This is a genomic window from Verrucomicrobiales bacterium (assembly GCA_016793885.1).
Taxonomy (GTDB): Bacteria; Verrucomicrobiota; Verrucomicrobiia; order Limisphaerales; family UBA11320; genus UBA11320.
This window is the reverse complement of record JAEUHE010000107.1, coordinates 14833-39898: the sequence shown is the minus strand read 5'-3', so window position 1 is coordinate 39898 and position 25066 is coordinate 14833. Positions and strand designations below refer to the sequence as shown.

Annotated in this window: 10 protein-coding genes; 8 read left to right on the top strand and 2 right to left on the bottom strand. The window is 61.1% G+C overall.

Annotated elements, in window-relative coordinates; genetic code table 11:
* The first annotated feature begins 352 nt into the window (after positions 1-352).
* Positions 353-1990, top strand: coding sequence for an alkaline phosphatase family protein (locus tag JNN07_12460; GenBank protein MBL9168547.1), 1638 nt, complete (start codon positions 353-355; stop codon positions 1988-1990).
* Between the two features lie 90 nt (positions 1991-2080).
* Positions 2081-2602, top strand: a complete 522-nt coding sequence (locus tag JNN07_12455) for a hypothetical protein (GenBank protein MBL9168546.1) — start codon at positions 2081-2083, stop codon at positions 2600-2602.
* On the opposite strand, the gene JNN07_12450 is transcribed toward JNN07_12455, so the two are convergent.
* Together JNN07_12450 and JNN07_12445 are read right to left on the bottom strand one after the other, a co-directional pair.
* Positions 2599-3927 (bottom strand): PQQ-binding-like beta-propeller repeat protein, encoded by a 1329-nt coding sequence (locus tag JNN07_12450; protein MBL9168545.1) that lies wholly within the window; start codon positions 3925-3927, stop codon positions 2599-2601. The two genes, JNN07_12455 and JNN07_12450, sit on opposite strands and share 4 nt — an antisense overlap.
* Before the next feature lie 78 nt (positions 3928-4005).
* Positions 4006-12534 (bottom strand): immunoglobulin domain-containing protein, encoded by an 8529-nt coding sequence (locus JNN07_12445; protein ID MBL9168544.1) that lies wholly within the window; start codon positions 12532-12534, stop codon positions 4006-4008.
* A 325-nt stretch (positions 12535-12859) separates the two neighbouring features.
* Between JNN07_12445 and JNN07_12440 the strand changes: the two genes are divergently transcribed.
* From JNN07_12440 to JNN07_12415, 6 genes are all read left to right on the top strand, one after another.
* Complete coding sequence (locus tag JNN07_12440) at positions 12860-15523, top strand: DUF1553 domain-containing protein (GenBank protein MBL9168543.1); 2664 nt, start codon at positions 12860-12862, stop codon at positions 15521-15523.
* A complete protein-coding gene (locus JNN07_12435; protein ID MBL9168542.1) occupies positions 15513-17012 on the top strand; it encodes a DUF1501 domain-containing protein in 1500 nt (499 codons plus the stop codon). The genes JNN07_12440 and JNN07_12435 overlap by 11 nt, the downstream gene beginning before the upstream one ends.
* 31 nt (positions 17013-17043) lie before the next feature.
* Entirely contained in the window at positions 17044-19038 is a 1995-nt protein-coding gene (locus tag JNN07_12430) for a VCBS repeat-containing protein (protein ID MBL9168541.1), read from the top strand.
* A gap of 176 nt (positions 19039-19214) precedes the next feature.
* Positions 19215-21254: a DUF1549 domain-containing protein gene (locus JNN07_12425; GenBank protein ID MBL9168540.1), complete on the top strand. Its 2040-nt coding sequence runs from the start codon at positions 19215-19217 to the stop codon at positions 21252-21254.
* Positions 21255-21258: 4 nt separating this feature from the next.
* The gene (locus JNN07_12420) at positions 21259-22704 is read left to right on the top strand and encodes a DUF1501 domain-containing protein (GenBank protein ID MBL9168539.1); all 1446 of its coding nucleotides are present in this window, start codon (positions 21259-21261) and stop codon (positions 22702-22704) included.
* 78 nt (positions 22705-22782) lie between these two features.
* A complete protein-coding gene (locus JNN07_12415; GenBank protein ID MBL9168538.1) occupies positions 22783-24963 on the top strand; it encodes a hypothetical protein in 2181 nt (726 codons plus the stop codon).
* Positions 24964-25066 lie beyond the last annotated feature (103 nt).

The window sequence follows — 25066 nt, the reverse complement described above, 5'->3', positions numbered from 1 at the left end:
GAAGCGGTTGACGCAAGTCTCAGAAGCCAGTGGCATCGCTACGCGATGCTCCGTACTTTTAACAGTTCCGGGGGTGCGAGCACCCCCGGCTAAATTTCTTTGAACCCTGCGGGTTCGGGCCTTGCCGACAAAGTGAGAAAGGCCGTCGTTGCCCAGCTTGTCTAGTCCCCATTTTTGGAGGTAAAGACGGGGACGTGTTCCCGCTCCAATCTTCCTTGTTCCCTGGATGGTAGTATGTAGCTTTTGCCTTTCACTAAACCGATCTTGTGATGGGTTCCGTCAGGGAACCTCGGCGGAGCGCCTGAAAAGCGTTGGAAATTGAATGGGAGCCGCTTAGAAACGTCGGTAACTTATGATTCGAAGCTCTCTCGTTGCTGTGTGCGCTGTCCCCCTCCTGCTCATCGATTCTCTGAGTGGGCGGTGCCGTCGCTGGATCGGGTTTGCCGCTGGGTTGCTGTTGGCCGCCGGTGCGGAGAGCGCCGTGGCTGCCGGCAAGGCTGAGCATGTCGTGGTGGTCGTGTTCGACGGGATGCGGCCTGATTTCATCACGCCTCAGTATGCGCCGAACCTCTATTCTTTGGCTACCAACGGAGTATTCTTTCGCCGCAACCACCCCGTTTTCATCAGCACCACGATTGTCAACGGAACCGCGCTGGCCACGGGCACTCACCCGGGTACGAGCGGTATTTTGGCCAACAATGACTATCGGGAGGAGCTGAACACCCAGTCGGCGGTGGCGTCGGAGGTTCTCGACACGATCCGACGCGGGGACCTGACGGCGCAAGGGAGATATGTGGATGCGGACACGTTGGCCGAGTTGATTCAGGACGCCGGCCATCACACGTTTGTGGCTGGAACAAAGAGCGTGGTTTTGCTGCATGACCGAAAGCCGAGGCGTACCGACACCCCGGCGCACAGCAACTCCGTCATTCTGGGACGTGGCCTGGTGATGCCGAGGGTGACCGGAGACCCGCTCAAGAAAGTCAACGACGACAAGGTTTTTCCGGATACCTTTACCACCCCGAACGTGGCATCGGATGGCTGGACCACCAAAGCCTTAACCAGGGGACTTTGGAAAAAGGGTGTGCCGAAATACTCGCTGCTGTGGCTGAGCGATCCTGATGTGACTCAGCATGCGAAGGGTGTGGGATCCCCGGAATCGTTGTCCGCGATCGATGCAAGCGACAAGAATCTTGGCGAGGTCATCAAAGCGCTCAAAGAAAAGGGAATTTATGAGAAGACCGATATTTTCGTCGTGTCTGACCACGGTTTCTCGGGCATCACCCGTTCGGCCGACATCGTCGTCGCGTTGAAGCGCTTCAACCTCAATGCATCTACGAAACTAGAGAATCCAGAGCCTGGGGATGTCTTGGTCGTGGGGTTGGGCGGGGCGGCGATGATCTATGTCACGGACCGCCAGCCCGATGTGGTTCGGGCGACCGCGCGAGCGTTGCAGGCCTGCGACTTTACCGGGGTCATTTTTTCGCGAACCGAGCTGGAGGGCACGTTTCCGCTCTCGAGCGTTCATTACCCGACGGAAGGCCATGGCCCCGATCTCCTGGTTTCCATGCGGTGGATGTCGGATCAGAACGAGTTCGAGGCGCCGGGCATGCTGATTGCCACCGGCGGAAGTCGTGGGGGCGGGACCCACGGATCTCTCAGCAAATTCGATATGAACAACACGCTGGTGGCCAGCGGTCCCGATCTCAAGCGAGGGATGGTGAGCGAGATCCCCAGCGGAAACATTGATGTCGCCCCCACGATCCTTCACCTGTTGGGAATTCAACCCAAGGTTCGCATGAACGGTCGAGTGTTGCGCGAAGCCCTGGTGGCCGAGGCGGGGCCCGCGCCGGAAGTGAAGGAGCGGAAGATGGAGGCCCGGTATCGATTCGGAGCTTTGGAGTGGAACCAGTACCTGCTCATCCACGAAGTCGAGGGTGCCACCTACTACACCGAGGGGAATGGCAAGATCGCTCCCGTGAAGCCTTGAACCTAAACAGGAGAATGGAAACCGCGGATTTCGCGGATGACATGGATCCGCAAAGACTTGGAAAGAAGACCCTCATCACCCTGAGACGGAGTGCGAACTCGTGCTCAAGGACAACACAAACCCTTCTTAATCCGTGCCATTCCTGAGATCCGTGGTCAATTCATTCCCGGGTTTAGGTTGAAGCTTCCCGCGTTCATCAAGTGTCGCTGCGGTCTGGACCTGCCGGCCGTCCCGCCGCGAATCGTGTGTCCGGGCTGCAATGCTGCCTATATACACGACCAGCGCACCGGGAGATGGTTTCCGTCATTCGCCTGGCCATCGTGGACGCAGGTGACTCCCGTGGTTTGTCTTACTCTCGCAGTGTCGATCTTGGCTCAATGGGGAGCCTGGCCGGCTGCTCTGGTGGCGTTCTTGATGGGGGTGAGCATCGCGCTCTGGGATCGAACCCGACGGCTCAAATTCTATAACCAAGTCACGCCCGGGCTGAGGCCCTGGTGGCTGGGCGTGGATCGGATGTTGGAAGGTTTGGACTTGATGTGGCTCGTTCTGCTGCTTGGCGCTCCGCTTGGATTATTTTTGGGCTGGCTGATCTGGAGAGCGTGGTTCGCTTAGCGGAGGCAGAAGAGGTGTTTGTCACCTCGGACAAGCAGCGTATCACCTGCGGGCACCGGCGAGGAAACCACCCGCTCGCCGAGCGGTGTTTCGCCCAGGAACTCAAACTTATCCCCTACTTTGGCGCTGAACAGAACGCCGTCCTCCCGGGCCGCGTAGAGCACTCCATTCGCGATGAGCGGGGAGGCATAGAACGGGGCTCGATCCTTCGGTAGAGCTTCGCTCCAGACCGTCTGTCCGGTGGCGGGGTTCAGGCAGACGATCTCTCCGCGATGGCGCAGGAGATAGACTCGCCCGCCGTACTCGGCAAGCGCGGTCACGAACACTCCCAGGTCATCCCGTTTCCACGCCCGGTGAGTAGCGGAGACATCTCCGGAGCCACCCAGCTTGATTCCCTGAAGCTGGGCTTGGCGCGGCCGATCGTCACGTCCGACCGGAACCACGGCGATGCCGTTGGCGATGACGGGGGTGGAGATCGCCGGCCAATAAGGCGTGGCGTCGGGATTAAATCCACCTGCGGACCAGAGCAGCTTTCCATCGGTCGCCGAGTGAGCTGTCAGATGATCGGCTCCCCAGACGAGCAGCGCTTTCGATCCCGAATGGTCGAATAGGACCGGGGTGGTGTAACCATTGTCATTCTCGTTGGGCACCTTGAAGTTACGGGGTTCCTTCCATTCCATGACGCCGGTGTCCTTATGAAAGGCTGCGATCCAGGACTCGCCTTGATGGAGTCGGGACAAAATGACGTGGGAACCGTTCAGCACGGGCGAGCTGCCTTGATCCCAAAACAGCTGCTCCGTGCCAAATTTCTCACTCAAGTTGATCTTCCATCGGATGGAGCCGTCGCGCTCAAGCGCCACCAGATGTCCGCTGCGGAAGTAAGCGAAAATCCCTTTGCCGTCCGTGACGGGCGATGAGTTGCAGCTTGATCCGAGGGTCCGATGCTTGGGCGGGCTTTCGGGGCCGACCTTGGTGAGCCATTGCTGTTGTCCCGAAGTATCGAGGCAGAGCACCGCGTCCATTCCTTCGGCCGGGGTGGTGAGGAAGATGCGACCGTCCCACACGATAGGAGAGGAGCCTCCTTTGCCGGGGAGAGCCACTTTCCAGGCCAAGGCATTGGTGCCGGTCTTGACGGGGTGTTTGCCCACGGCGGTGCTCCCATTGGAATCTGGCCCGCGCCACGCCGGCCAGTGCGCTGAGGCGGCACCCTGGAGTCCTCCGGCGAGCGAGAGCGAGAGGGCGGCGATCCCCAGGACACAGCGGAGATCGGCGAGCGAGTTGGTGAAGTGCCATCTTGGCGCCGTTGTGGAATCCAATGCATTCATAAATAGGTGGTCCTGCCACGGTGCAGACTTTGGTTGGAGTTAAGCGCTGAACTGGGCCCGAGGCAATTCAGAATGCGCTCACTCTGCGAGAATGCGATAGAATCGGATGCCGGTGGCCGGGTTGGGGTCGGACACCACAATCCCGGCACCGGTACCCTTGAGTTGAGTGGCGCCGGGAACCGGCACCCAGGGTGACGGGGACAGGATGGGTTTCGATTCGACCGTGTAGCGCAGACGGTTCAGACTGCTGAACGTCAGGGTAACACGCTGATTGGACAGGCTCAGCGAGGTGATGGTTGGCTTCACCAAAATGCGCAGTTCCGCCAGAGAGCTGGTGGCGAAACCGAATGCATTGGTCAGTCGCACCGAGTAAAGACCGCTTTGTGCCAGGGTGGGTGTCGTTAGGGTCAGTGTCGAATTCGTTGCCCCAGCGAGGGGCGTAGTCGCGTTGAAGAACCATTGGTATCTGATGGGTGCGGTGCCGCTGGCGGTTACCGTAAACGCGGCAGAATCCCCGTTGTTGATAGTGACATCCTGCGGCTGCGTCACCACGGCCACCGGAACGTTGCCATTCGCGACGGTGAGCGTCGCAGGGGAGCTATTGGTAGTCCCCACCGGGTTCGAGATCCGGACCGAATACCTGCCCGCGTTCAAGGGCTGGACATTCTGCAGTCGCAACGTGGCATTGGTGGCCCCACTCAGCGCCGTGTTCCCGTTGTAAAACCATTGATAGACGAGATCGGGAGTTCCGACGGCTTCCACCGTGAACTCTGCCGTGCCGCCGACATCGACGGTCTGGCTTCGCGGCTGGGACAGTATGGTGGGAGAGCTGAGGACCTCCAGAATGGCGGAGCTGCTACGCACCTGGCCCTGCGGGTTGGAGACCACCACGGAATAGTTTCCTTCGTCGGCGGTGTTGGCGGAGGGAATGATCAAGCTGGAATTGGTGGCATCGGGGATCAGGTTCAGCCGGTTGGCATACCACTGGTAGCTCAGGGGAGGAGCCCCCACCGCGGTGACGGAAAACTCGGCTCGGCTGCCGGCCGACACGCTGAGGTCGCGCGGTTGGGTGATGATGATGGGACTGCTGAACCGAATTCCGGTGAGCGCCAGGTCGAAACTGATATCCGAGGATTCCGGAGCTGACTGATGTATCTCCACCGCGACCCAGTTAGTCCCGTTACGAAGCAGGCTCGGATCGATGTTATTGGTGAAGAAGGTGCTCTCGTTGAGTTTGTTGACGGCGCCGCTGGCCAGCGTGCTGAAGATCACCGCTCCGGTGGGCAAATTGCTGCGGAACACCTCGGTGCCATTGAGATATACCACTCCGCCGTCGTCTCGCATCAGATGCACGGTCAGGTTGCTGAAGCCGCCGCTGTTCTCCAGAAGGAATGACTGACGGAAATAGTAGGTGATATGCTTGCGATTCGCGACGCCGCCGAACTCCAAGACCGTCGCCTCGGGCCGCCCTTCGGTGGTGTCTCCATATCCTAGTTCCGCGGGACCGGATGGCCAGGAGCCATCATCGAAATCCGGCTCCTTCCAAGCCGTGCCTTGGTCGACTCCCGTGTCTAGGTATTTCCAGACGGCTCCGGTGGAGATGAGGGTCACGTCCAGGGTAGGGGGTGCGGGCAGCGGGCGGACAAGGATGGTGGCGGGTGCGGAAAGATTGGTCGCTCCCCGGTTGTCGACGGCCAGCGCTCGAAGGGTTACGAATCCGGTCGGAGCATTGCGCCAATCGAACAGATAGGGCGGCTGCAGCACGCGCCCTAGAGCGGTGGTCCCGGCGTAGAAGTCGACAAACGCGACGCTTCCATCGGGGTCGTTCGCGGAAGCCGTGAGGCCAATGGTTTCCGTCTGGAGGAAGGTCGCTCCGTTCGTCGGGGTGAGCAGGGCGACCTCGGGTCGGAGATTCGGGGGAGGAACGACCACGCGGAGCGTGGCATTGGAGCTCCGCGTGGTGCCGAGGTTGTTCCGGACGTTCACCGAGTAAACTCCGGCACGATTGGTTCCCACGGCGGCGAAGTTGAGGCTGGCTGCGGTCGCGTTGTTGATCGCGACGCCATTGAAGAACCACTGGTAGGTGAGCGTTCCGGTTCCGACCGCGATGACTCTAAAGCTCGCGGGGTCGCCGTTCGTGACCGTCAAGGAATCGGGCTGACTCAGGATCACGGGAGGAGTGTTCAAGATCGCGGTCAATCCCAGGTCGAAGGCCAGGTCGTCACTCGTGCGACTGACTTGATGCACCTCGACCGCGAGGGTGTTGGTCCCGTTGACCAACTGCGCCGTGGCCGTCTCGTTGGTGAAGTAGCGTGTTTCGTCTCCGTCAACCACGGGGGTGGAAGCCAACAGATTGAAGGTCACACCCCCGGCGCGAAGGTTGTCGCGCACCACCCTGGTTCCATTCAGGTAAATGGCGGCGCCGTCGTCCCGAAGCAGTGCATACTCCAACCGGGAGATGCTGGCTGTATTGGTAACCACGAAGGTTCTCCGGAAGTAGTAGGTGGGATATCGGTTGTTCGGGTCGTCTCCGAAGCTCAGCACCGTGGACTCGGGACGCCCCTTCGGGGCGTTGCCGTAGCCGAGAATCGCTCGTCCTAAGGGCCAGCCTTGGTCATTGAAGTCAGCACGGCGCCAAGTATTCCCTTGGTCGACGCCGGTATCCAGGTACCTCCAGATGGAGCCGGTGCTTACCAACGAGGTGGTAAATCGCGTCGGGACGATCACGCTGACTCTGACGGGGGCGGAAGTTCCCAGCTTGCCAAAGTTGTCCGTGGCGAGTGCTGCGAGTTGATACTCACCCGGCAGGTTCGGTTGCCAGGAAACCGCATAGGGGGCATCGGTGTCGGCCGCAATTCGACTGCCACCCGCCCAGAATTCGACGCGGGTGATTTGACCGTCCCGATCGGTAGCGGTCGCCTGCAGCGAGATGGGTTGCCCCAGGTCGAAGATCGCGCCGTCAGCGGGGGCATTCAGGGTTACGACCGGCGGCTTGTTCAGCGCTGGGTCAACCACGGTCAGTACCGCGTTCGAGCTCGACACCGAGCCAAACGCGTTCGACACCACGCAACGATAGACTCCGGAGTCGGCGATGGTGACCGAATTGAGTCGGAGGGTTCGTTCGGTCTGACCCGGGAGAGGGATACCCTCCTCGCGCTGCCACTGATAGCTGAGCGGTTGGCTCCCGGTGGCGGTAACGCTGAAGAGTGCGGTGGCTCCGTTCGTGACAGTCAGATCGCGAGGTTGCTCCGTGATTTGAGGTAGCGGCAGGCGGAGGGCTTCGAGTTGCAGATCGAAGCTGAGATCGGTGCTGGTTCGGTTGACCTGATGCATCTCCACCGCCAGAACGTTGAGGCCGTTTCTAAGTGGAGCGCTGGGAAGGATGTTTACCACCAGATTCGTCTCGGCCGCGCCACCGATGGTGGTCACCGCGAGGTTTGTGAAGCTCAGGTCGCCCGCAGGCAGGTTCTCGCGGAGGATCTCCTGTCCATTGAGGTAAACAGCAGCCCCGTCATCCCGCTGCAGCGAGAGCCGAACCTCGCTCAAGGCGGAGGCGTCGGAAATCACTACCGCCCGGCGGAAATAGGCAGTTGGATGTTTCTGCGTCGCGGTGCTCCCCGATTGGATGAGGGTGGCTTCCGGACGTCCTTCAGCCGCATCCCCGTAGCCCAGCTCGGCTGGGCCCTCCGCCCAGTCGCGGTCATCGTAATCCAGCGATCTCCACTCGGTCCCCAGGTCGAGGCCTCGATCGTTGTATTTCCACACCGAGCCAAGTTTCAGAAGCCGGTAATACCCTGACGCAGCCAGGTCCACACGCACTTGGGCGACGGCGGACGTTACCGACAGGCCTTGCTCGTCGGTGGCGATGGCCCAGATCGAGTGGATTTGCGGAGTAGGATCCACCCATTCGATTTCATACGGCGGCGCCGTGAGGCTTGCGAGTACTGCGCCATCGGCCAAGAACTCGACGCGCAGAGGCTGGCCTTCTGGATCCACAGCGGAGGCGGAAATCCGGAGCGGAAGCTGATCACTGGTCACGTTCGCCTGGGGTTCCGGGCTGGTCAGCGTCACGGTAGGCGGCTGGTTCACAAAGACGGGTACGACGACGAGGCGGGCGGGGGCGCTGGTGATGGATCCGAATGCATTGGACACCACGACGGAGTAAAGCCCCGACTGATTGGTGGTTACCGCGGGCAGCGTCAGCACGGAACCGGTTGCCTGGTTGAGTCGGGTGTCTCCGCGAAAGTACCACTGGTAGCTCAGCGGGGTGGCCCCGCGTGCGCTCACGGTAAACTCGGCGGCCAGGCCGGCATCGACCGTGGTATCCTCGGGGTGGGCGAGCAGGCGAGGGGCTGGATTCCGAATCCCATTGAGCTCGAGGTCAAAGCTGATGTCGGAGCTGTTCCGGTTTTCCTGATGGATCTCGACCGCCACCAAATTGGTGCCGTCCTGCAGGAAGCCCGGGCTGGCGTTGGTGGCAAAGAATTGGGATTCCGCACTTCCGTTCACGTTCGCGGTCGAGAGCGTGAGGTAATCGACTTCCCCCTCGGGGAGATTGACCCGGTACATCTCCTGCCCATTTAGGTAGACCCGCGCGGCATCGTCGCGCATCAGTCGGAACTGCAGGTTGGTATAGGCGCCTGCGTCCGCGAGCGTAAACGTTTTTCGGAAATAGTAGGTGATGTGCTTAGAATTGGCCGCGGGGCCGAAGTTCAGCAGCGTCGCCTCCGGACGCCCTTGAGCAGCATCCCCGTATCCCAATTCGGCCGGCCCCGCAGGCCAGGACTGATCGTTGAACCCTAGAGCGGACCAATTCGTGCCCTGGTCCGACCCGTCGTCGAGGTAGCGCCAGACCGAGCCCGCGGAGACCAGGCGAAGCGCCGCTGAGGCCGGGTAGGTGACGGTGAACTGCACCGCCGCCGGCTGGCTGCTTTGGTTTCGGTCGTCCACCGCCACGGCCTCGAGGACGTGGGTGCCGGGAGTGGGATCCACCCATTCGAAACTATACGGGGAAATGGTGGATTCGGCCAAGGCGAGCCCGTTGACGGAGTAGCGCACCTTCTGGACGGTGCCATCCGCATCGTTGGCCGATGCGGATAGGATGATCGGGAGGTTAGAGGCGACGTAGGCCGCTCCGTTGAGGGGGCTTAGCAGGGAGATCGTGGGTAGCTGATTGGGCATCCTCACCTCCAGGATAGCCTGGTCGCTGACCGCTCGTCCGTATGGGTTGGTAGCCAGGAGGGAGTAGGCCCCGCTTTGGACGGAGGTGAGATTATGGAGAGTGAGCGAGGCGTTGGTGGCACCCGCAATCGGAGTATCCTCATTGAAAAACCATTGATAGTCGATTGGGGCCGACCCTTCCACGAGCGCGCTTAAAGTGACCTGGGCACCGGGATTGGTCACTGCGCCCCTGGGCTGAGTCACGAACACCGGGGGGGCAACCACCGCGAGGCTGGCCGGTGTGCTCAGAACCGTCCCATAGGGGTTGGTGATTCGCACAGTGTACGAGCCGCTATCGGCAAGCGTCACACTAGGGATGACCAGCGTGGCGCTGGTGGCACTGGGCAGGAGCTGTGCGCCGCGGAACCACTGATACGCGAGCGGAGCGGTGCCCGTCGCGAGCACCGTAAACGTCGCACTGCCACCATTGGTAGGACTCACCGACTCAGGCTGGGCAACGATGGAAGGGGGAAGCAGCACGGTCAAGGCGACGGGTGAACTCGTTGCCGCTCCGTACCGGTTGGTAGCCACGAGGGAATAGAATCCAGCGAGGTTTGGATTCACCGCGCTGAACGTCAGGGTGTCCGTGAGCGCCGCAGAGACCGGGTTGGTCGCTTGGTAAAACCACTGATAAGCCAACGGCGCCGTCCCGGTGACCGTGGCTCGGAAGCTGGCTGGATAGCCGTTGGTGGTGGTGACGGGCAGCGGTTGGCTGACGATCGCAGGTGGCGCGAAACAGGCACCTCCACCATCCAAGCACTCGATCGGACTCAAGATGAGCGACCAGCATTGGATGGTTCCGGTGTCAGGTTCCGCCACATCCCGAACTCGGAGCATCCAGGTCCCGTTCACCTGGCTTCCACTCTTGCCCTGGAAGCGGCTTAACGGACTCTGCGGCCGGAAGGTGCCAACAAAGGGAGCGGTGCCAAACACCAGCTCGTTCGAGGAGGTATCCTCGAAAACAGTTCTCGCGGAACACGACGTTCCATAATTCTGGCCGCCATTCCCATTGCGATTGGAAAGCTCGACCTCCGTCCCATCGGGGCCGATCAGACTCAAGATCAGATCCGAGACGTACGCATGCTGGAGGTGCAGGGACACCTGGACCCGCGCCAACGGCACGGTGATTCCCGAGACGCTGACCGCTGAATCGGTAACTCCTCCGTCCGGAACCGCCCGCGGGATCTCCTGAGAGGCGAATTCTTGGGCCGGCCCCGTGGCGGGAGCGGGAGAATCCAGATGCACCGTGCGGGTGACAACCCCGGCATTGCTGCTTCTGATCGAGAGTTCCAGCTCGACCCCTGAACCGCAAACGAAGGATGCACTGCTGGCGAGGGAAAACGGGGCACCATTGGTGCGGCTTTCGCTGGCTGGAATGTCCGGGAAGCTGACGGGAGCAGGATCCACCGTGACTCCCGCGGTGAGGCTTCTCAGGCTGACCTGAATGTCCCGGGCGGTCCCCCCGTTTGCTCCGATTCCGTTGCGTAACGAAATGAACAATCGATTGCACTCGTTGGCGTCCACCAGTCCATTGTTGTTTCCCTCGGACACCAGGGCGCCATCCACCAACAGCTTGGGAGGGGGCGTCGCCGCCGCCTCGATGGCGGCTGGCAGCATGACGATGCCTGCGCCGGAATCGACGTCCGGGCCTGGTGCCTCGATGTCCAAGGCCGTCTGCAGGAGAGCAGCTCGGACCTCGGTCGGGCTGAGGGAGGGATTGTAGGACCACAGCAGTGCGGCGATGGCAGCGGCATGTGGTGCGGCAGCGGAGGTGCCAAAGAAGGTTTCGAAGCCCGGCACCGAAGTCGAGACCCCGTCAGCCGCGGTGATGTCCGGCTTCTGCAGAACGATGCCGCCGCTCGAGGTGAGATTTCCCGGCGTGAGCTCCGTGCCGTCCGGATGGTAGAACATCCGTCGCGGCCCTCCTGAGCTGAAGGTTTCGACCGGGTTTACGGATCCTCCTACGAAAGGAGCCGCACCGGAGCGCACCCACGTCGCCGCGACGGAAAACGCATTGCTGGCGCCTGAGGCATTGTGGCCGAACGTGATCCCGGGAGTCGAATGGGTCAGGTAAGCCCGTCCGGCCGACAACCGGAGATACCGAGCTGCGCCGGCAAACTTCACCACAACGATACGATCCCCGGTGCCCAGCGTGCCGATGGATTCGTACGGGTCGTCATTGCCATTCTGAACATTGCTGGAACTCGCCACCACATTGCCGGCCGGATCCAGCACATAAACGTCGTAGTCGTTGCCTGATTTGCCCAGCGGATCATTCCAGTGAAGATCCACCCGGCGAAAACCTCCTCCCGGCAGGAGAGGGTTGACCGTGCTGCTCCCGAAACTGTGCAGCCTTCCGCCGCGGCCGATCGAAGCCGCCCCACCGTCCTGAAAATCCCCCTCCCAAACGCTGGAGGTGCCGTCATTTTTGTTTCCAGAATTTCCGGCGGAAGAGAAATAGAGAGTTCCCGCGGCCGAGACATCATTGACGGCTTGGGAGATGATTCCATCCTGGAAGGGGGACTCATCAAAATAGGTCACGTCGTCCACAATGATCCGACATCCAGCAGCGTGCAGACTGCGGATGTTTTCGGCGAAGGACGCGGCGCTGGCGAAAGCGGTGGCGAAGTACAGTTCGGCCCCTGGGGCCAGGTCGTGGATCAGCTCCAGCATGGCGGTTCCCTCACCGGTATCGGAGACGCCGGCTTGGCCGGGAAGGATGGTGACCGCGGGCAAATCCCCCCGAGCCTGAGACTCCGCCAGGTAAGTCACACCGTCGGAGAGCACGCCGATCTTGACGCCTTGGCCGTCGAGTTCGTAGGCCTTGCGACCAGCGGCGACCAGGTGGGTGGCGTCGGCCTGTGAGGTCACCGAACCCACGTTCGTGGTGGCCTCGGCCCCAGGCTGAATTTTGTCCACCTCTCCCAGTTCGGCCAGCGGCTCGAGGAGAGGCAGCGGGATCCACGCCCGCAAGGTTCGATGCTGGGGGTAGCTGTTGAGCACCGTGGCTCCGCCGGCGCGCAGCGCCTCGAGCAGGCGGGGGGTAACCTCGGCGCGCACGTCGGCCAGCACCCGATCTCCTTTTCGGTGGCGAACTTGCGATCGTAATTTTTCGAGCCCCGGGGCGATTCGCTCCCCGCGATGCTCACGGCAGGCGTAGAGGAATTGTGAGTCGAGTTTTTTTTGAGACAGCGTGCGGTTGGCTTTCTCCGCTTGAAGAGCCTCGATTTGGGCGTTGGCCTTCGGTGGTAGCTGAGCTGCTAAGGTCGAGCTGCAGCAGCAAAGCCAGGCCCAAAAGCAGGCAAACCAAAGGAATACGGCCCAGTCGCTGCAGCGGCTCCCAGGGTCAGCCGCCCGCCATGTTTGGTGCACAGGATGGATTCTCATAACGCGTCAGAACCTGGCTGCCCCTTGCCCTCGTCTCCCTGGGCAAAGGAGAAACGAAGACTTTTGATTCAAGGGAGTCAAAACCCGGACTGATGACTATGACACACCTTAGTCAAGCACAGGGGTAAAGACAAGGAAGCATATCGGCGCTTTTTTATCGATTTTTCCTTCCTCTCCACTACTCTAACCCTCGAATTGTCACTCCATTGCCCCTTTGCATAATTCCGGTGATAAGTCTCTGAAGAGATCTGGCTCCTCCCGCCTTGAATTGAGCTGGCGGCGGTTGAGGGCTTGCCTTGGCATCGTGGTCTTGCTGGGAGGGGTGATGAGCGAATTGTGGGCTCGCGGGAACGGGGGGGTGACGAACGAGGCGACCTGGTGGGCCTTCCGCCCCTTGACGCGGCCGCACCCTCCGCGGATCACCGGTTCCACCGGCGTGCATCCCATCGATGCCTTTATCGACGCCCGGCTTCGGGAAGCCGGGCTGCAGCCCAACTCCATCGCCACCCCCCGCGATCTCCTGCGACGCCTCAGCTACGACCTGCTGGGGTTGCCCCCGAAGGTGGAGGAGTTGGAGGCTTTTCAGAGAGAGCCGACGGACCTCCGCTGGAGACAGAGTGTCGATCGCTTTCTGTCGGCACCGCAGTACGGAGAACGGTGGGCCAGGCACTGGCTGGACGTGGTTCGCTTCGCTCAGAGCAACGGTTACGAGCGGGATCCGGAAAAGCTGTTCGCCTGGCGATATCGGGATTATGTCATCCGCAGTTTTAACCAGGACCAGCCCTATGACCAATTCGTGCGGGAGCAACTCGCTGGCGACGTCATCGCCCGGCGTGCCGCGCAGTCGGGAAAGCCGTCCTCGGAGGACTGGCAGCGGCTGTGGGTGGCCACCGGGTTCTTGCACTTGGGAGTGATGGATGATGAGCCGGACGACAAGGTTCTGGCCGAATATGACGCCCTGGATGACATTGTCGGAACCACCGGCGCCGCCTTCCTGGGGCTGACTTTGAACTGCGCCCGGTGTCACGATCACAAGTTCGATCCTCTTTCGCAGAAGGACTATTATTCGCTGCTGTCCTTCTTTCGGGGGCTGCGTTCGCCGGGGAAGCCTGGGTTGGTTCCGGACTCGGCTGTCTACGCACCGCTGGCGACACCCGAGGAGCTTGCCAGCTGGCGTCAGGGGCAGGAGAAAGTCATGGCCGGGTTGAAGCGATCGATTGCCTCGGCGGTCGACGATGCTGAGCGGCAGAAGCTGAAGGAGCGGCTCAAACAAGCCGAGGAAGCGCTTCCGCCCTTTGACCATGCCCTGGCCGCGCGCGAGCGCGACGATGCCTGGCCTGAGGTTCGGGTCCTGATGCGCGGCAATCCAAGAAGCCCGGGCGATGTGGTCCTCCCGAGTTTCCCGGCCGCCATCCGCGTTACTCAGTTGTGCGAAGCGCAACCAGGATGGAGCTCGGAGCCGTCGCTGCGACGACTCGAGTTGGCCGAATGGATCGCCAGTCCCGGAAATCCGTTGACCGCCCGGGTGATGGTGAACCGCATTTGGCATTATCATTTTGGCCAGGGTTTGGTGAAGAGCACCCTGGATTTTGGGCGCGCCGGGTTTCGAGCCAGCCATCCTGAGCTGCTGGATTGGCTGGCCTGCGAGTTCATCGACTCCGGATGGTCGATCAAGCACCTGCATCGGCTTATTTTGACCTCCCAGACCTGGCGTCGTTCGTCGCGTGGTGAAAACCCGGCCGCGTTGGCGGCGGATCCTGGGAATGAGCTGTGGTGGCGGCATCCGCTTCGCCGGCTGGATGTCGAGTCCTTGCGCGATACCCTCCTGCAAATCAGCGGCCGGCTGAACCTGGCACCGGGGGGACGCGGTTTTTTTCCGTATCTCAGCGGAGAAGTGCTGGCCGGCGGGTCTCGTCCGGGAACGGACTGGGAAGTATCCTCTGACTCCGAGTTGGCGCGTCGCAGCATCTACAGCTTTATTCGGCGGAGTTCCATGCCGCCGATCTTCGAACTCTTCGACTACAGCAATGTCAGCTCTCCCTTGGGGGAGCGCCCGACCACCACGGTCGCGCCTCAAGCGTTGCTGATGATCAACGATCGGTTTGTGCAGGAACAGGCGACGGCCTTGGCGAATCGGCTGCTTCGCGAGGACGCCGCCGGCCCCCGAGGCGGCCGCGGCCGATGGGTGGAAGAGGCTTGGCACGCGGTTGTGGGCCGGCCGCCCACCGGGTCGGAGCGCGCTAGCTCGCTTGCATTTCTGGAGCGACAGGAGGAAGTGCATCGCGAACGTGCCGCTCGGCTGCTCTTTCGCCCGGATGTCCCCGATACGCTGTCCACTGGTTACTTCAACAAACTTCCGGCGAGCAAATTCCTATTGGGTCCCGCGCTAGGGTGGAGTTACTCGAAGGGCAGCTGGCCGCGCGAGTATGAGGGAAATCGCAACATGGAACCGGGGCGGGGGCCCTTCGGCCTCTGGGAATCGCTGTCGTTTGCCGATGGGACCCTAGATTGCCTGGTTGCCCCGAAATCCGCCTGCGAGAGCTTCAGCCTGCTGACAAGGTCGAAATCGGAGGGAGGCCTGGATACGGGCTACGAACTCAAGTTCCTGCTCCGGGAGAATCGGGTGGAGCTTCGTCGTGTCAGTCCCGGACAGACCGTGGTGTTGAAGACCGCCTCCGTGGCGCTTCCCAGCGACCAGGACACCCGGCTTCACTGGGCTTGGTCCGGCGCTGCGTTTGCGGTGCGCGTCGGCGACGGGCCAAACGCCGTTGTCCTCGAGGGGCGGGATGTTGACCCTCTGAAACGGTCCGGTTTCTTCGGGGTTCGCGTTTGGGGCGCCGGCGTGGAACTGGACCAGGTTCGGGTTAAAACCGAGAGCGAAATCCGCGAGGTGCGGGAGCCCCACACGGAAACCAACCCGACGCGGCGTGCCTTGGAAAGCTTGGCGCTCCTGTTGATGAACCTGAATGAGGTGGCTTATGTCGATTGACGCGATGCACCCCGAACAGCCGTGGAAGAGGCGGCTCTGTGCCGGAAATCGGCGAGAATTTCTCTGGCAGATGGGAGCAGGTTTTGGAGGGTTGGCCCTGACTGGGCTGCTCGACGCCGATGGTTTTTTCGGATCGAGAGCGGTGGCCGCCGGGCTCCGGTCGGAACCTTTGGCCCCGCGCCCGCCGCATCGTCCGGCTCCCGCCAAAGCCTGCATCTTTCTGTTCATGTATGGCGGTCCGTCCCAGATGGACCTCTTCGACTACAAGCCTGAGTTGAATCGGCGTCACGGCCAGACCGCCAACCTTGAGCAGCGTCGAAGGGACGTGAAACCCGGGACCCTGCTAGGGTCGAAGCGCACGTTCCGGCAGTTTGGGCAATCGGGACAATGGTGCTCGGACGCTCTGCCGCTACTGTCGTCCCAGATGGACAAGCTGGCCGTGGTGAAAGCTCTCTATTCCGATTCCTTCGCCCATGGGTCGGCGATGATCCAGATGAACAGCGGGAGAGTGCTCCAAGGCTGGCCATCCCTCGGATCGTGGTTGAACTACGGACTGGGCACCACCAATCGGAATCTCCCCGGGTATGTCGTGATGCTGGATCCGCGTGGGGGGCCGATCAGCGGAGCAACGAACTGGTCAAGTGGGTTCATGCCGGCCGCCTATCAAGGCACGGTGTTTCGGGCCGCCGGCAACCCGATTCTCAATCTCGATTCCGCTGCGGGGCACACTCGGGCGATGCAGCGGGACATGGTGGACACCTTGAATCAGCTCAACGCCGAGCATTTGGCATCGCGTCCCGGCTTTAGCGAGCTGCAGGCGCGAGTCGCGAGCTACGAGTTGGCGTTCGAGCTGCAGCGCAGTGCGCCGGAGGCGCTCGATCTGAGCCAGGAAAGCCAGGAAACGCTGGATCTCTACGGGATCAACGAGCCCAAACCTCAGGACCATCCGCTGGCGCTTGGCCCGGCGCCATTCGGCCGCCAATGCCTGATCGCCCGCCGTTTGGTCGAGCGCGGCGTGCGTTTCGTTCAGATCTACCATGGCGGCGGACATCAACAGCAGAATTGGGATGCCCATTTTGGAGTCGAGGAGAACCTGAAGATTCATTGTCCCGAGATCGACCGTCCCATCACGGCACTCCTCACCGACTTAGAACGGCAGGGATTGCTCGATTCCACGGTCGTGGTTTGGGGTGGCGAATTCGGGCGTCAGGCGGTGTCCCAGGGGGAGAACGGAGGACGGGATCACAACCCCAAGGGTTTCACGTACTGGCTGGCCGGAGGCGGGGTCAAAGGAGGAACGAGCTATGGGGAGACGGATGAGTTGGGCCACGAGGCGGCGGTGGACCGTCACCACATTCGTGATCTTCACGCCACGTTACTGCACCTCATGGGTTTCGATCACCATAAGCTCAGTTATTTCCATGGCGGCCTCGATCAGAAGCTGACGGGCGTTGTCGATGCCGAGGTCATCCGCCGGATCTTGGCTTGATCCTGCCCTGGTGTTTTGAGGAACTAGGCGGATGACATCCGTCTCGACCTGGCTTCTGGTGCTCGCAGCGCTTCTCTGGTCGCGAGATCTTCAGGGGTTGGAGCGCGTTCGCTACAATCATCCCGGGCTGGTGGTCGACCTGGGCGTTGGCCTCTGGGCCTGGCCTGTTCCGGTCGATGCTGATCACGACGGAGACATGGACCTCATTGTCTCGTGTCCGGACAAACCCTATAACGGCGTGTGGCTTTTCGAAAACCCCTCGGGTGCGGTCAAGTTCCCCGTATTCAAGCCGGCTCGACGGTTGAGCTCGACCGTCCACTATGTGACACCCTCCTACATTGATGGGGAGCTGCGAGTGCTGTCGCCCGGGAGTGAACATCCCGGGTTCGTCGCCACGGGTCTGGAGCGATCGCAGAGCCTGCCGGTTACCTCGGCCGCGAAAATTCATCAGCTGCGTTTCAAGCCGGGCTCTGAGGTCTCGAAGATCCGCCATAACCAATGGAGATATGTGGATTACGACGGAGACGGTCGGCTGGATCTAACCATCGCAGTTGAGGATTGGGGACACTATGGATGGGACAACGCCTGGGACAGCTCGGGGCGCTGGACCAATGGCCCCTTGCATGGTGTGGTCTATCTTTTGCGCAATTCGGGCACCAGCAGCGACCCCCGTTACGAGCCGGCTCAACCCCTGCAGGCCGGGGGCAAACTGTTGGATGTCTTTGGCTGTCCGTCACCCAATTTTGGGGATTTCGATTCTGATGGAGATCTCGACCTGATCTGCGGTGAGTTTCTCGACGGGTTCACCTATTTTGAGAATCGCGGCACTCGAAACGCCCCGGTATACGCGGCCGGACGCCGGCTGCGGCTTTCCACGGGAGCGCCGTTGCGGATGGATCTGGAGATGATTGTTCCCGTGGCGTTTGACTGGGATTCGGATGGTGATTTGGATTTGGTCGTGGGCGATGAAGATGGGCGGGTGGCTCTGGTGGAAAACACAGGCAGATTGAAATCGGGCACGCCACTGTTTTTGGCGCCACGCTACTTTCAGCAAGAGGCGGATGAACTGAAGTGTGGCGCCCTCGCCACGCCGGTGGGCGCGGACTGGGATGCGGACGGGGATACGGATATCGTGTGCGGGAACACCGCCGGCTACCTGCAATTCTTTGAAAACTTGAGCGGACCGGGGGTGGAACGACCGAGGTTTGCCGCGCCGGTTTACTTGTCGTCGCAAGGGAAAGCCATCCGCATTATGGCTGGTGAAAACGGCTCCATTCAGGGTCCGTGCGAAGCAAAGTGGGGTTACACCACGCTGAGTGTTGCGGATTGGGATCGGGACGGCCGATTGGATCTGATCGTCAACTCGATCTGGGGAAGGGTGGTGTGGTACCGGAACGTGGGCAGCCCGCGGCGTCCGCGCCTCGACGCCTCGCAGCCCCTGCTGGTGAATTGGGGCCAAGCCCAGTCCAGTCCGCTTCTCGCCTGGGGATGGCTGCGTCCGCGGGGGGCTGAACTGTTAACCCAGTGGCGGACCACCCCTGGCGTTGTGGACTGGAACCGCGACGGATGGATGGATCTGGTCATGCTGGATACCGAGGGATACTTGTCCTGGTATGAGCGCGACGGCGGCAGGAGAAACGCCCCTCTGAATCCCGGTCGGCGTCTTTTTCAGGATGCGCGGGGCGACCTTTTACGTCTCAACGCGGGTACGGCAGGAAAAAGTGGGCGTCGCAAGCTGTGCTTCGTGGATTGGGATGGGGACGGCAAACTTGATCTGCTTCTGAACGGCGAGAACGCGAATCTGCTCCGGCAAATTGCGAAAGACGAGAGCACTCTCACGGTCAGGTTTCAGGACCTGGGCAAGCTGGCCCAACGAAATGTGGCTAGCCATGATGTGAGCCCCACCACAGTTGATTGGAACAACGATGGGGTCCCGGATCTGTTGGCCGGAGCGGAGGATGGGCATCTCTATTACCTTCGAAACAGTCGACTGCCTGCGTCGGGCGGTGCCTCGGCGACACCCTGACCATCGGGCAGTGGGGTGCGACGATCGCCTGGCGGCCCTCACGGAGTCGCCCATGGGGTATCGTGAGCCGGGGGCTCTGATGGGCTCAACGGACTCTCTCCCTACCTGGGTGACGATTTGGGATCTTGCGCTCCTCGGACAAAAACGCGACTCTAGGGAGCGTCGCACCCCGCTTCATGACTCGGTTCCAGTTCACGTCGGTGTCCAAGAGCGCAAGCCAGGTATCCATTCGTCGCCTGGCGATGAGTTTGTTTTGCGTCTGGCTCGGAAGCTTCCGGCTCGGGGCAGGCTCCAGTCCGGAGAGCAGTACCGCCATTCACTGGTCCTATGCCCCGATGGTGCCTCCAACGCTCCCGGGGGTGACCCATGTCTCCTGGCCGCGGGGAAGCATCGATCGGTTTGTGCTCGCGGGTCTGGAGTCGCGAGGGCTGACTCCTGCAGCTGAAGCGGATCGGTCCACTCTCCTGCGACGCCTCCACTTCGACCTGACCGGGCTTCCACCCACCGAGGAACAGCTGGGAGCCTTCGCCGACGACCGATCCCCTGACTCTTGGGAACGCACTGTCGACCGGCTGCTGGCCTCGCCTCGGTTCGGCGAGCAGTGGGCCCGGCATTGGATGGATGTGGCCCGCTACGCGGAATCCGTCACGTTGCGGGGCTTCGTCTTTCAGGAGGCGTGGCGCTACCGTGATTACTTGATCGATTCCTTCAACCGCGACATCCCGTTCGATCGCTTGATCCTTGAGCAGTTGGCGGGTGACCTGCTGGAGGCGAAAGGCTGGCAGGACGCAGGTCGTCAGATGATCGCGACCACCTTTCTCGCCCTGGGAAACACCAATCTAGAGGAACAGGACAAACAGCAGCTGGAAATGGATGTGGTCGATGAGCAGTTGGAGACGATCGGCAAAGCGTTCCTCGGACAGACGATCGCCTGCGCACGCTGTCACGACCACAAGCATGATCCGATCCCGACCCGCGACTATTATGCGATGGCGGGGATTCTTAAGAATGTGCGATCTCTGAAGCATGCGAACGTTTCGGAATGGATCGAGCGACCGTTGCCGCTTGACCCGGAAGTGGAGGCCTCGGTGCTTCGTCAGGAACGTGAACTTCGCGATCTCAAGGAGCTCATTCAATGCTACCGGGTAGCACTGAAAGGCTCCCCGATGAACTCCAACGCCCCCATGGCAGGGGAGATTCAAGCCCTGGAGACCGCTTACAAGCGCCTGGAGAAAGAGGGACCCAAGCGCGCCATGGTGATGTCCGTTCTGGAGCAGGCTGGGGCTAAGGATTTGGCCATTCACCAGCGCGGAAGTGTGCACTCCTTGGGGCAGGTCGTCCCGCGTGGCTTCCTTCGCCGAATTTCGGGGCCCAGCGTGTCGGCGCCAGGACCGCACCAGAGCGGTCGTAAAGAGTTGGCCGCTTGGATTGCCGACCCGGCGAATCCGTTGACCGCCCGCGTGTTTGTGAACCGAGTGTGGTATTGGCTGATGGGCGAGGGTTTGGTGAGGAGCGTCGATAATTTCGGAACGACGGGGGATGAGCCTTCTCATCCGGCGCTGTTGGATCACCTCGCGCTGCAGTTCATAGCGGAAGGATGGAGCGTGAAGCGGCTGGTGCGATCGATTGTGCTGTCACGGGTTTATCAGCTTGCCTACCGCAGTGCGACGCCGGGAGACATTGACAATCGGTATCTTTCCCATGCCCATCGGCGAAGGTTAAGGGCAGAGCAGATGCGCGATGCCATGCTGTGGGCGAGCGGAGAGCTTTGTCTGGATGGAGGTGGTCGCACCTTCCCTCGCCAGCTCTCGGCGGACTATGGATTTGTCTATCAGGATACCCTGCGGAGTGTCTACGCGCCGGTTTTTCGCAATGCGCTTCCCGAGATTTTCGAGTGTTTCGACTTTCCTCCGCCGATGATGGTTTCGGGAAGGCGAGAAAGCAGTGTGGTGCCCAGTCAGGCCTTGTTTCTCCTCAATCATTCCTTCGTTCGAGACCGCGCCGCCCGGACGGCGGAGCGGCTGTTGAAGGAGGTTCCCGACGATGACGCAACCCGGTTGCGGCGCTGTTACCGGCTGATCTTGGGGCGGGAGCCGAACGAGAGCGAGACTCGGCTGATGCTGGGTCATGCGCGTGGCCCGGGGTCCCCGGAGAGCAAGTGGACCGAGATGGTCCACGCCTTGTTTGCCAGTGTGGATTTTAGATACTTGGATTAACCGCATGGATCCGAACCTATCTCACTTTTGTAGTCCGCGCCTGTCGCGGCGGGCGGCATTACAACGCGTCGCCTGCGGCTTCGGTTCCCTCGCGTTGGCGGGATTAGCCGGGCCGAGGCTGTCCGCGGCACCGGCCGGGATGAAACCCCTGCTCGCGCATCGGGCACCGCGGGCAAAACGGATTCTGTTCCTGTTTATGCAAGGTGGGCCTAGTCAGGTGGATACCTTCGACTACAAGCCCCGGCTGGCGGCCGAGCATGGACAGCGGCGCGTTTTTGATGATGCCCGGGTTTCCGCCAACACCGGCAACCATGCCAGCGAGCAGAGAGTATTGGCTTCGCCCTGGGCCTTTCGTCGACATGGCCAGAGCGGGCGATGGGTGAGCGAGCTGTTCCCGGAGATGGCGCGGCATGTGGACAAGCTGTGTTTCGTCCACTCCCTGCACACGGAGGGTGTGGCCCATGGCCCGGCGACCCTGTTCCTGCACTGTGGTTCCTCCCTCTCGCTGCGGCCGAGCATCGGCTCTTGGATCAGCTACGGGCTGGGGACTGAGAACCGGAGCTTGCCAGGTTTTGTCACCATCAGTCCGTCCCTGGGAAATGGCGGAGTCCGGAACTATGGCAATGCGTTTTTGCCAGCCGACTCGCAGGGTGCGGCGATCGGCCTCGCGGGGGTTTCAGCCCGAGATCTGGCCATTCGGAATCTGGGGAACCCGGGTATTTCACCCTCCGCGCAACGTCGGCAGTTCGAGCTGATCGAGGCGTTGAACGCCGCACAGCATCCTCCCCTGGCGGGCGAGCCCGAGGTGGAAGCCCTGATCCGATCCTATGAACTGGCGTGGCGCATGCAGAGCGAAGTTCCTCGGGTGCTGGATCTTCACGGCGAAAGTCCCGCCACCCTGTCCCTATACGGCATTGGCCAGCCGGCCACCGACGATTTCGGCCGTCAATGCCTGATGGCCCGGCAGCTGTGCGAGTCCGGAGTCCGGTTTGTGCAAGTGACCTACGGTGACAACACGGCGAACCCTCGGTGGGATCAGCACCAGAACCTGCCTAAGCATGCGGAACATGCCGTGGCGGTGGACCGGCCCATCGCGGGCTTGTTGAGCGATCTGGAGAGCCGCGGACTGCTGGAGGACACCCTGGTGTGGTGGGGATCGGAGTTTGGCCGAACTCCCTATGCTGAGAAGGACGGTACGGGCCGTGACCACAATCCGGGCGGGTTTACGGTTTGGCTGGCGGGCGGCGGCGTGAAACCTGGCTTCGCCTTGGGGGCGACCGATGAGTATGGACATCGCGCGGTTCAGGATCGGGTTCACATGCACGACCTGCATGCTACGATGCTCCATTTGCTGGGATTGGACCATGAACGTCTGACCTACCGTTATGACGGTCGCGACTTCCGGCTCACGGACGTTGCCGGCCATGTGGTTCACGAACTGATCAGCTGATCAAACTTTACGGCCCAGCCTCGAAACAGGCCTTGTGGTCCGGAGGGGGCACTCGCTAGGCTGGTCCCAATATTGGCCATGCGAACGAAAACTGCCCACGTGGGTTCTGTCCTTCACACGATCCTGCTGCTGTGTTGTGCCGCGACGACTGCGACCGCTGCGATCAAGGATTCTCCGTTTCTTCAGGATACTTCCGTCCGGATCAGCCATGCTCCGGAACTGGCCGGCGCCCAGTTTAAAAAGCTGCGCATCGACCGCGACGGTGTGGTTTTCGTGCTGACGGACAAGGGGGTGGCTCGGCTGTTTGAGCAGCAGCTCGCCCTGGACCGGAGCTTTCGTCCGCTGAGCGATTTGAAGGCGTTGGACATCATCGATCACCAAGGCGATCTCTATTACCTCTTTGATGACCGGCTCCTCTCCAACGGTAAGGCGGGCGAGCCGTATTGGGCGTTGTCGAAGGGGGCTCACCGAGCCGCTGGCATCGCCGAGGGAAACACACTGCTCATCTTGGGACCCTCGGGGTTTCAGAGGATTTATCAGAAGCGAGTGGAGTCGGTGGAGGGGCTGACTTCGGGTGCTCTGCCCCAAATCCTGCCCTGGAAGAATGAGTTTTTCGTGGCCTCGAATGACGCCGTTTACCGGGTCTTCGGCACGAAGTCCAAAGTGTTCGCTCGCACCAACCTCCCCATCACCTGCCTGACGATTCGCGGGGTGGAGTTGCTCATCGGTACCACGGGAGGTTACTATGGAGTGCGGGCGAGTGATGCCGAGCACATGACCCCTTTGCAGACCAGGCTGCCCAGCACTCATATCACCTCCATCACTCCCGAAGGCAACGCCGGGCTCTGGATCGGCAGCACACAGGGCGTTTTCAAGGTGGGGCGCTCGGGAGAGATTTCCTACTATGCCGGCCGCCGTTGGCTGTTGGACGACGAGGTCATTGACGTGGGACTGGCTCCGGATGGTGACGTGTATGTGCTGAGCAAGACCGGGCTCAGCAAGATCGACTTCGTTCCCATGACGCTGGAGCAGAAGGCCGCCCATTTTGACCGCAAGGTGCGGCAGCGGCACAATCGATTTGGTTTTGCCGCCGAGTTGCGCCTGTCGCGACCTGGCGACATCACCAGCGCGGAGATGATCGACACTGACAACGATGGGACCTGGAGCAATTACTACATGGCGAGCCAGGCCTTCCGGTATGCCGCCACGGGTGATAGTGAGGCCCGCACCAATGCGTGGAGGACGTTTCAGGCGATGGAACGACTGGAGCAGTTGCCCAACCGAAACGGTTTTCCGGCTCGGACCTTCGAGCGCAAGGGCTTTAAATTCTCGGACGTGGATCGTTGGCGCGATGCGGCCGATGGCAACTGGGAGTGGAAAGGACATACCAGCAGCGATGAGATCGCCGCACACACGTTCGGCTGCGCGGTGATGTATGAGGTGGTGGCGAAAACCCAGGCCGAGAAGGATCGCATCTCGCGATTCTTCAAGAAGATTGTCGACCACATCATGGCTAACCGTTGGAATCTGGTGGATGTTGACGGCAAGCCCACCCTGTGGGGACGGTGGAGCCCGGAGTACGTCAACCGCTATCCCGCGTCCATTGGCGATCGTCGTCTCAACAGCGCTGAGATCATCGCGAGTCTGCAGCTGGCCCATCGAATGACCGGCAAGGAGGAGTATAAAAAGTCTGTTTACGATCTGATGGATCGGCACGGCTATCTGACTAACATCCTCATCAGCGCGACCAATACCGCCCCGACCGCCGGATTTCTCCATGAAGGGATTGATATGGGAGACACCTGGAATCACTCCGATGACCTGCTGTCCTTTATCACCTACTGGGTGTTGAACCGCTTCGCCTTGACCGAGTCCCTGCGGGTTCAGTATGCGGCCACCGTTCGTGAGCATTGGGACATAGAACGATTTGAGCGAAATCCCCTCTGGAACTTCATCTATGCTTCGACCGGGGCCAGGGACTACGATCTCGACGGAGCCATGTGGACCCTGCGGAAGTTCCCGCTGGATTTGATCACCTGGCGCATGCAGAACAGCCATCGCGGTGACGTGACCCGGTTACCGAAGAATTTCCGGCAGATGGAGCTTCAGGAACTTCTGCCTCCTGGAGAACGACAGATTACGCGATGGAACACCCAGCCCTTCATCCTGGATGGAGGAGACGGCGGAAGCACGGAATTCGCCGGTGACGAGTTCCTGCTGCCCTATTGGATGGGACGCTATCTCAAGATCATCCGTTAGAGGGCGTCGATCTCGTTGAGGTTGACCTCGCCCCGTAGGCCGAGATCCACAGCAGCGGGAAGGGGAGGAACGAAACTCCAACGTCGCCAAGCCACCACCGATA